This window comes from Priestia flexa NBRC 15715 (genome assembly GCF_001591565.1).
Classification (GTDB): domain Bacteria; phylum Bacillota; class Bacilli; order Bacillales; family Bacillaceae_H; genus Priestia; species Priestia flexa.
In genome coordinates this window covers 1-2,656 of record NZ_BCVD01000206.1, presented here as the reverse complement: position 1 = coordinate 2,656, position 2,656 = coordinate 1, and the positions used below count along the sequence as shown (strand labels likewise).

General features: G+C 36.9%; 2 protein-coding genes. Both read right to left on the bottom strand.

Features of this window, described 5'->3' with window-relative positions:
* Positions 1 to 26 precede the first annotated feature (26 nt).
* Positions 27 to 1,811, bottom strand: a complete 1,785-nt coding sequence (pepF, locus tag BFL01S_RS19330; protein ID WP_061786690.1) for an oligoendopeptidase F — start codon at positions 1,809 to 1,811, stop codon at positions 27 to 29.
* A 12-nt stretch (positions 1,812 to 1,823) separates the two neighbouring features.
* A complete protein-coding gene (locus BFL01S_RS19325) occupies positions 1,824 to 2,573 on the bottom strand; it encodes an exodeoxyribonuclease III (RefSeq protein ID WP_061786689.1) in 750 nt (249 codons plus the stop codon).
* Positions 2,574 to 2,656: the final 83 nt, after the last annotated feature.

Below are 2,656 nucleotides of genomic sequence, written 5' to 3'. Positions count from 1 at the left end.
CTTAGGTCCCAGCCTCTTTTTATCAATTATTTCGTTAACTGCTTAACTAACTCTGCAAAGACGGACATCGCATTAGCAATAGCATCTGGTTTTAAGAGATCAACGTTGGTAGCTTTTAATAGTTCAAGCGGATAATCCGAGCTCCCGCTTCGCAAAAGTTGTAAATACGCTTCTTTTGTTCCTTTTTCCTTTTTAATAAGTCGATCAGCAATATCAATGGCTGACACAAAGCCTGTCGCATACTTATAGACATAAAATGGACGGTAAAAGTGAGGGATTCTAGCCCATCCATATTTGGTTTCTTCATCTGCTACAAGACTTGGTCCATAATATTGCTTCATTAAATCGGCATACACTTCATTAAATACCTCAGCATTTAACGCCTCTTGTTTCTGTGCTTTTTCATGCGTAATTTGTTCAAACTCGGCAAACATCACCTGCGTGAAGAAGGTTCCTTTAAACTGATCAATAAAGTGATTTAATAAGTACTTTTTCTCTTCTTCTGTTTTAGCCCGCTCAATTAAATAACGAATTAAAAGAACTTCATTGACCGTCGATGCCACTTCCGCTACAAAGATTGAATACCCAGCTTTAATTTGAGGCTGATACTGGTTTGAATAATAGCTATGCATCGCATGGCCCATTTCATGAGTAAGAGTAAACAAGCTTGATAAATCATCTTGATGATTCAATAAAACGAATGGATGAACGCCGTATAAACCTAAGTTATATGCTCCTGAGCGTTTCCCTGGTGTTTCTCTTACATCAATATATCGCTTTTCTTTAAAGCTCTTTAACGTATTGACATATTCTTCACCGAGTGGATACAAGCTCTCCAACATTGTTTCATATGCTTTATCATAGGGAATCGTTAGCTTATGATTTTTCACTAACGGGACACTTAAATCATATTGACGAAGCTCTGATAACCCAAGCTCTTTTTTTCGAATGTCCATATAATCATACAACGGCTGAATATGTGCTTTTGTTGTTTGGATTAAATTCTCATATACCTCTTTTGGAACATTATCTGAAAATAGCGCTCTTTCTAAAGTAGATGGATACTGCCTAATTTCAGACGTTGTTTTTGTATTTTTAATCGCTGAGCTTAACGTTGAAGCAATTGTATGTTGCAAATGCATGTACGGCTTGTAGTAAGCTTGGAATGCTTCTTTTCGCTTCTCTCGGTTTTTATCCTCAATTAACTTGCTATACATCCCTCTTGTTAATGTCACCTTTTCACCAGAATCAGTCGTTACTTCACCAAAACGAATGTCCGCATTATTAATCATCCCAAATGTCTGACGAGGAGAACCTAGCGCATCCCCCATTTTCGATAAAATTTCTTCTTGTTCCTTGCTTAACACGTGCTTTTTATACCGATACGACTCAAATAACGAATCCTCAAAATAAGCTAATTCTTTTACTTCGTTTATGTATGATTTAAGCGTAGATTCATCTAGTGATAATAAAAATGGCATAAAAAATGAAGTGGCGCTGCTTATTTTTTGACCTAAGTGGCTAGCTTTATCTAAAAGTGCCTGAGAAGCTGAAACTCGTGTATCTAAGTCATGTTGTAAAAACGCATATACATATAGTTTGCTATATTCATAGGTCATTTCTTCCTTTAAGTTTAAAAATTGATACAACTCTTCAGCACTTGAAATGTTTCCGTTAAAGCTATTTAATTCAGCCACCTTTTCTTCAATAAGTGCATACTGTACATGCCATTCCTCTATATTTGGATAAATGTCAGCTAAATTCCAAGTTTCTTGAACTGGTACATTCGTTCGATTTCGATAGGTTTTCATTCTTATTCCTCCTTAAATAAGTTCAATTACAACGGGACAATGATCACTTCCCAAAATGTTTGAGTGAATATCCGCACGCTTTAATCGACTTTTCAGCTGCTCTGAAATTAAAAAATAATCAATGCGCCATCCAATGTTTCGCTCTCTCACCGTACTCATATACGACCACCATGTATACATACCTTCTTGGTTTGGGTGAAGATAACGAAACGCATCAACAAATCCTTCCGCTAACAGTTGCGTCATTTTTTCTCGTTCTTCTGTTGTAAAACCTGAATTTCCTTTGTTGCTCTTGGCATTTCGTAGGTCTAGTGGTGTGTGAGCAACATTTAAGTCACCGCAAAAAACAACCGGCTTCTGCTGGTTTAGCTCTATTAAATAGCTTCTGACTGCGTCTTCCCACTCCAGTCGATAAGCAAGTCGAGTTAAGTCTCTTTTCGCATTTGGCGTGTACATTGTGACTACAAACAGCTCTTCAAATTCAAGCGTAATGACTCTTCCCTCTAAATCTTCAAAATCACGTATGCCATACGTGACGCCTAAAGGCTTTTTCTTTGTAAAAATGGCCGTTCCAGAATACCCTTTTTTTTCAGCATAGTTCCAATATTGATGATATCCTTCTGTTACTAAATCGATTTGGCCTTCTTGAAGCTTTGTTTCTTGAATACAAAATAGATCTGCGTCCACTTCGTGAAAATAGTCCATAAAGCCTTTTTTCACACATGCTCGTAACCCGTTTACATTCCATGATACTAATTTCATTTTATCAGTTGTTCTCCTTTAACTTATTCATCAGTACCTATCATTATGGCATATTCACGAAACGTAGAGAACAGATTTGCCTA